This is a genomic window from Cohnella faecalis (assembly GCF_003570905.1).
Lineage (GTDB): Bacteria > Bacillota > Bacilli > Paenibacillales > Paenibacillaceae > Cohnella > Cohnella faecalis.
Genome location: NZ_QXJM01000007.1, coordinates 69445 through 75444 on the forward strand (window position 1 = coordinate 69445; position 6000 = coordinate 75444).

The 6000-nt window shown below is 57.2% G+C and carries 9 protein-coding genes and 1 pseudogene; all 10 read left to right on the forward strand.

The window, feature by feature from the left end:
• The first annotated feature begins 543 nt into the window (after nucleotides 1-543).
• The gene (locus D3H35_RS00960; RefSeq protein WP_158593884.1) at nucleotides 544-1587 is read left to right on the forward strand and encodes an ABC transporter transmembrane domain-containing protein; all 1044 of its coding nucleotides are present in this window, start codon (nucleotides 544-546) and stop codon (nucleotides 1585-1587) included.
• A gap of 35 nt (nucleotides 1588-1622) precedes the next feature.
• A pseudogene (locus D3H35_RS34515) lies at nucleotides 1623-1892 on the forward strand (ATP-binding cassette domain-containing protein); the annotation flags it as partial.
• 226 nt (nucleotides 1893-2118) lie between these two features.
• Nucleotides 2119-2454, forward strand: a complete 336-nt coding sequence (locus tag D3H35_RS34520; protein ID WP_411675121.1) for a glycosyltransferase — start codon at nucleotides 2119-2121, stop codon at nucleotides 2452-2454.
• Nucleotides 2455-2943: 489 nt separating this feature from the next.
• The gene (locus tag D3H35_RS30205; protein WP_147355693.1) at nucleotides 2944-3123 is read left to right on the forward strand and encodes a hypothetical protein; all 180 of its coding nucleotides are present in this window, start codon (nucleotides 2944-2946) and stop codon (nucleotides 3121-3123) included.
• Between the two features lie 126 nt (nucleotides 3124-3249).
• Entirely contained in the window at nucleotides 3250-3549 is a 300-nt protein-coding gene (locus D3H35_RS00980) for a hypothetical protein (RefSeq protein WP_119147390.1), read from the forward strand.
• Complete coding sequence (locus D3H35_RS00985) at nucleotides 3510-3962, forward strand: LbetaH domain-containing protein (protein WP_147355694.1); 453 nt, start codon at nucleotides 3510-3512, stop codon at nucleotides 3960-3962. Before D3H35_RS00980 ends, D3H35_RS00985 begins: the two co-directional genes overlap by 40 nt.
• Complete coding sequence (locus D3H35_RS30210; RefSeq protein WP_147355695.1) at nucleotides 3959-4372, forward strand: glycosyltransferase family protein; 414 nt, start codon at nucleotides 3959-3961, stop codon at nucleotides 4370-4372. The genes D3H35_RS00985 and D3H35_RS30210 overlap by 4 nt, the downstream gene beginning before the upstream one ends.
• Nucleotides 4369-4629, forward strand: coding sequence for a glycosyltransferase family 4 protein (locus D3H35_RS00990; protein WP_158593885.1), 261 nt, complete (start codon nucleotides 4369-4371; stop codon nucleotides 4627-4629). The genes D3H35_RS30210 and D3H35_RS00990 overlap by 4 nt, the downstream gene beginning before the upstream one ends.
• Nucleotides 4590-5084 carry a glycosyltransferase gene (locus tag D3H35_RS00995; RefSeq protein ID WP_233567678.1) on the forward strand — a complete coding sequence of 165 codons (495 nt, stop codon included), beginning with the start codon at nucleotides 4590-4592 and terminating at the stop codon, nucleotides 5082-5084. Before D3H35_RS00990 ends, D3H35_RS00995 begins: the two co-directional genes overlap by 40 nt.
• A gap of 49 nt (nucleotides 5085-5133) precedes the next feature.
• Nucleotides 5134-5949 carry a glycosyltransferase family protein gene (locus tag D3H35_RS01000; RefSeq protein WP_119147394.1) on the forward strand — a complete coding sequence of 272 codons (816 nt, stop codon included), beginning with the start codon at nucleotides 5134-5136 and terminating at the stop codon, nucleotides 5947-5949.
• Nucleotides 5950-6000 lie beyond the last annotated feature (51 nt).

Consider the following 6000-nt stretch of genomic DNA (forward strand, 5'->3'; position numbering starts at 1 on the left):
TGGAAAGTTGGGCTCAAGCAATCAATATGGATCGGCCGACGCTTCTGTCTTCAGCGGCAAAGAAATGGAAGATAGGTTGAATAGACCTCCCCATATTCAGAGATCTCGGTTTACTGGGTTATCATACTTTTGCCTAATTTGGAAATATAACTGAAGAATACTAATGAAACTGAAGAATCCTATATTGTGTTATCTTTTTCGAAATTGCTAAAATGTCGATAAATGGCGACTTCCTAATTATGTTAGTTAAGAGGTGAAAGGGGGGGGGACGTGAAGGACGTTCATGATGAATCTGCCCACAAAACCGACTTAAATATGCGACTTATCCTTTCATTATTAACTATTAACCATAAGCAAACATTGTCAAGAGAATATATTTTACATACACTTACCCGATTAATCGAAGAATCCGCCAGGAAGTCGGTGAACTACCCGTCGAACCTGTAGCAAAGCGATTACGTTCGGGTGCGGTAAATCAACATCCGAATGTTTCATAAAGAAACTATTGCCCTGCCATTTCGAATATTTACGAAGGGAGAATTCATGAATCACACGAAAAGCGCTCTCGATCCGATCCGGCCGGCACTCGTGCTTGGAAAGCTGCTTGTATGGGCGCGTTCCTATTGGACGAGCTATTCCCTGCTTCTGGTCATCATTATAGCATCCGCGGCGCTGCCTACGGGAGTGGCCGAAGGAATGCGCCGCTTGTTCAATGCCGTACAATTCGGCTCCATTTCAGGGATGTTGTCCGCGGCAGCGATGCTGGCCGCGGTCTTCTTCATTGGCATGGTACTCGCTCTGTTGCGGGCATGGTCAATGCAGAAATTATCCATTCGGTCAACGCTGGATTTGCAGCGTGAGGTGCTGGGACGGTTGATTCGCCTGCCTCTTCGGACCTTCGGAAATTGGCATACAGGAGACAAGATCAATCGTCTGAACGGATCCGCTGTCGCTGCCCAAGAAGGCCTGAACCAGCGGATCCCACAACTGCTAGAACAAGTTCTCTCGATCATTATTTTATTGGTATATTTGTCGGTCCTTTCATGGGGGCTCGTAGCAGGCGCATTGGCGAGTTCTCTGCTGTTTCCATTGCTTAGCAACCTAATGGGAAAATCGATTCGCAAATGGCAGATGACGATGAACGAGTCGCAAGCGATTCAGGATTCAAGGCTGCAGGATCAGATGCAAGGCGCCGATGTCGTGCGAAGTTTCGGTCTGCGCGAATCTTTTAATGCCCGTTGGCGGGAACAAGTGGAGGTCACGCGTCGTAGCGGTATCCGCGTCTATATGTGGTTAACCGCTTCGGGGTTGACGATTTTCGCCGGCAGTTGGATAGGCCAAATTTATATTTTCAGTGTCGGCGCTTGGTTTGTGATGAAAGGCAACATGGAGATTGGAGTTATCGCGGCGTTCATGATTGCCTATGATCGCTTGTTCTATCCGTTTGCCCATCTTGCCAACATGTGGGCTGCGATTCAGGATTCCTTGGCGCATGGGGCACGCGTTTTTCAGATGGTTGATCCCACTGACGCGAAGCCAATGACGGAAGGGGATGCGCCATTGCCTGATTACGGCGACTTGAAGTAGACAACGTATCCTTCGGATATGAAGAGGGCAAACCTGTGCTGCAGAACGTATCGGTCGTCTTCAAGCAAGGGACAACTACCGCATTGGTCGGTCCGAGCGGAGGCGGAAAAAGTACGCTTCTCAAGCTTGTTCTCGGTCTGTATGAGCCGGAAGCGGGCGATATTCGCATCGGATCGGTTGCGATTGACCGGCAAACGCTTGGCACGTGGAGGAAAAAGACCGCTTACGTCCCTCAAGACACGACGTTATTCGACGCTTCGGTGTTCGACAATATTCGGGTCGGCCGTCTGAACGCGACGCCGGAAGAAATTCGATTTCATTACGATCGCCTCCGCCTCAGCGCCAGACGATTCCTCGACGGGGCTTTCCCGCCGAGAAGCTGCCTGACGCTCCGCTCGCATCGATACGAAACCGATTCTCTCCTCCTGCCGACGGCATCCGCCGCCGGACGCCCGGCCGGGCCAGCCCTTCCGCATCGTGCAGGTCGGGCAGGTTACTCTCCGCAAAGGGTTCCTTTATTTGCTGGAGGCTGTGCGCCGTCTGAACGATCCGGATATCGAGATCATTCTGTTCGGAGAATCGGCTGGCGGGCCATTCGGCATTCGCTCGCTTCCTACCGTCAGCTCGGTATCGGCGTGCGGCAGCAATCGGGAGATCCGCTGTCCGTTCTCAGAGACGCACACTGTGCGTGCACGCCTCGTAGAGGACGGCTTCGGATTGGCGCCGCTCGAAGCGATGGCCGCCGGACTTCCCGTCATTGTAAGCGACCAGACGGGAATGAAGGATCTGGTCGAGCACGGGAAGGAAGGCTTCATCGTGCCGAGCCGGGGATGCGGATCGGCTGGCCGAAAGCGATTGCGGGCTTGAAGAGGAACGAGGAAGCGAGAAAGGCGATGGGCGCCGCCGCGGCAGCCAAGGCGAAGCAGTACGATGCTTCGGCATGCGCGGACCGGTACGCCGAAGCATTGAGGCCGGCCTGGGTGAATGCCTTATGAAGACGCGGGAGCGAAAAATAAAGCTGGCCGACGCGGCTGAACAAATGGCTGCGTTTCATCCAATACTGGTCGGCGCAGAAGAACGGCGGCAACGTCGATCCGAGCGTAACGATAGAGGTCGGCAGCCGCGTAAGCCCGGAGCGGCGATCGGCGGTACACGTATGTCGGCCATAACACGCATATCGCGGCGGGCCAAATCGGAGCGTTCTGCTCGATTTCCTGAATGTCACCATCGGAGCCGACGAGCATCCGATTACCGGAGTATCGAAGCATCCGTTCTGGTATTCGCCTTCGCATCCGTCATTCGCGGCCGACGAGCTTAGATGGACGCAAATCAAGGAAGAACCGGTCATCGGGAACGATGTCTGGATCGCGGGCGGGCGCGACGATCCTTCGCGGAGCCGTCATCGAGGACGGAGCCGTCGTCGCGGCGGGAGCGGTCGTCACCGGACGGGTGCCTGCCTGCCGCGTACCGTCGTCGGAGGAATACCGGCCAAGATTATTCGGACGCTGTTCGACGAAGAGACCGCGCAGGCGATAAGACGCACGAAATGGTGGAGTGGGACGCCGGGAGGCTTCGGGAGGCGGCTCCTTATTTTCTCCGATCCGGCGCAATTCATTCGTCGCTTCGCCGTCGCCGGGGCCGACAGAACGGAGGAACCTTCATATGCTGGACAACGCCAAGCGGAAAGCCGCTCTGCTGCTTCACCGGTTTCTGCAATATTGGACGACTAGGGCGGTCAAGGAGCAGCCGCGCATCGATCCGACCGTCTATGTGATGCCGAACGCATACGTCTCCGCCGAAGTTGCCGTCGGACGATACAGCTACATACGAGGCGGAGCCCAATTGGAATCCGGAAGCGTAGGCGCGTTCTGCTCGATCGCCCCGGACGTCCTCATCGCGGAGACGAGCACCCGCTGGACGCGGTGTCCACTCATCCGTTCTGGTATTCGCCGGGCGGCTTGACGGTCCCGACCGGTCCCGGAGAAGACGGCGGGGCTTCGCTTTGGAGCCAGCCGAAGCCAGCGCCGATCATCGGCAACGACGTCTGGATCGGAGCGGGCGCCCAAGGTGATGAGGGGAGCCGTTATCGAGGACGCATCGGCGCGCGGAGCGATCGTCACCGGCCATATTCCGGCGTACGCCATTGCGGTCGCATACCGCCAAGGTCGTTCGATATCGATTCGAGCCCGCTCAATGCGAGAGACTGCGGCAAACGCGCTGGTGGGAATGGCCGAAGCCAAAATTCGAGAAAACAGCGCTTGTTCGGCGACGCCGACGCTTTCTCTCCGGCTTCGAAGACGAGACAAACATCGTCGGAGGAGTCCGGTCGAGAGACGGGACGCTTGAACGGCATACGGAAAGGAGCTGCCTTATGAATATATTAACGACGGGAATGGGCTGGATCGATCATACGCCCGGAGGGCTGAACCGTTATTTCGCCGATTACGTGAAGGCGATGACGCAGCAAGGCCATTCCATTCGCGCTTATATAACGGCGGAGGCGAGAAAACCTCGGCGCCGGAATACGTGGAAGAGGTATTGCGGAGCAAGGACGCAAAGGCACCTTGGACCGGGTAAGGGCATTCCGGCAAGCGGTCGGAAGCCGCGATTCGAGGTGGACTCCCCAAGTATACAACCCCCACTTCGCATTGTACGCCTCGCTGATCGGCAGGGGCAGCTGCCTCGCGGCATCCCGATTGTCACCCACTTTCACGGGCCGTGGCGAGGGAATCGATGGTGGAGGACCGAGGAGCTTCGTCGGGCCAGCAAATTCGGTATCGTATGAAAAAGACGGTCGAAAAGCTGGCCTACAACCGTTCCGACAAGTTCGTCGTACTGAGCGGCTATTTCCAAACCGTGCTGGAGCAGGAATACGGGGTGGCAAGCGACCGAATCCATCGCATACCGGGAGCGGTCGATACCGATCGGTTCCGCCCGGCGGATAACAGGAGCAAATCCGAAGAGAGCTGGGCTTTGCGGACGGCGATCGGGTTCTCTTCTGCATTCGGAGGCTCGTTCGAAGAATGGGCATCGATCGGCTGATCCGGGCGATGGCGAAGGTGAAGTCGGACGTCCCCGGAGCGAAGCTGGTCATCGCCGGAGACGGAACGATGAGAAGCGAGCTTGAGCGGCTTACGGCCGAGCTCGGCCTCGGGGACAGCGTTCGATTCGTCGGACGCGTATCCAACGAGGATCTGGTGCGATGGTACCAGGCAGCCGATTTCAGCATCGTACCGACGGTTACGCTGGAAGGCTTCGGACTCGTTACCGTCGAGTCTCTCGCATGCGGAACGCCCGTGCTCGGGACCCCGAACGGCGGAACGAAGGAAATATTGGAGCCGTTCCACCCGGAGCTGCTGTTCCGCGACGATTCGCCCGAAGCGCTCGCCTATACGATTTCCGCCGTCCTTCGGGGAACGTCGTCGTGCCGGATCGAGCGTCCTGCCGGGAGCACGTCATGCAGCGCTACACGTGGCAGCAGGTTGCCAGAACCGTAACCGGAGTGCTGGAGCAAGCGATCGGCGAGAGGCATAAGCGGGTGGTGCGATGAGAATCGGATTCTATAACCATACGTCGGTCGTAAGCGGGGCGGAAATCAGCATGCTGCTGACGGCCAAAAATCTAAAAAACGCAGAGCCTGTCGTCTTCGCGCCGGAAGGCGAGCTCGGAGACCGGGCGCGCGTGTCGGGCGTCGCTTTCGAGCCGATATCGGGCTATCGCGCGAGATTGACGAAAAACCCGTTCGTTCTCGTTCGCCACTTGGCGGGAATGCGGCGCGAAGGCTGGCGGCTGGCGAAGCGATTCAAAAGCGCGGAAGTCGATATCGTCCATGCCAATTCCATTCGCGCCGGTCTAATCGTCTCGCTGTTCGGGTGGCTTCACCGTCGCCTATCGTTTGGCACATTCGCGACAATCCGCCGGCGGCTGGATCGGAAGAGCGATCGATTTCATCGCGAAACGTACGGTCAAAGAGCTGATTTGCATTTCCGAGTCTGTCAAAGCTGGCATGGGCGAAGAGCTGCGAACGCTGGCGAAGGTCGTGCACAACGCGTGGAGCTGTCATTCGCGACCGCCGAGGAGAAGGCGAAGTATCGCCGAGCGATTCGCGAGGAGCTTGGCGCGTCGCCATCCGCAAGAGTGATAGCGGTCATCGGCCAGATCGCTCCATGGAAACGGCAGATGGATGCGCTCATCGCGGCGCGCTTTGCTGGCTGGACGACGGCTGCGACATTCAAGTGTGGATCGTCGGCGAGCCGAAGTTTCGCGAGGAGAACGAAGCTTACGCAGAGCGGTTGCGACAAATGGCAAGCGGGAAGGAATGGCAAGGAAAAGTCGTCTTCACCGGTTTTCGCGAGGACGTGAAGGAGATCTGCTGCGCAGCGGATCTTCTTTTTTTGTGCTCGGATAACGAGC

Coding starts and splice junctions, on each gene's coding strand:
- D3H35_RS00980 (WP_119147390.1), top strand. CDS start 3,250: ATGCTGGACAACGCCAAGCGGAAAGCCGCTCTGCTGCTTCACCGGTTT.
- D3H35_RS00990 (WP_158593885.1), top strand. CDS start 4,369: ATGAAAAAGACGGTCGAAAAGCTGGCCTACAACCGTTCCGACAAGTTC.
- D3H35_RS30210 (WP_147355695.1), top strand. CDS start 3,959: ATGAATATATTAACGACGGGAATGGGCTGGATCGATCATACGCCCGGA.
- D3H35_RS00960 (WP_158593884.1), top strand. CDS start 544: ATGAATCACACGAAAAGCGCTCTCGATCCGATCCGGCCGGCACTCGTG.
- D3H35_RS01000 (WP_119147394.1), top strand. CDS start 5,134: ATGAGAATCGGATTCTATAACCATACGTCGGTCGTAAGCGGGGCGGAA.
- D3H35_RS30205 (WP_147355693.1), top strand. CDS start 2,944: ATGTCTGGATCGCGGGCGGGCGCGACGATCCTTCGCGGAGCCGTCATC.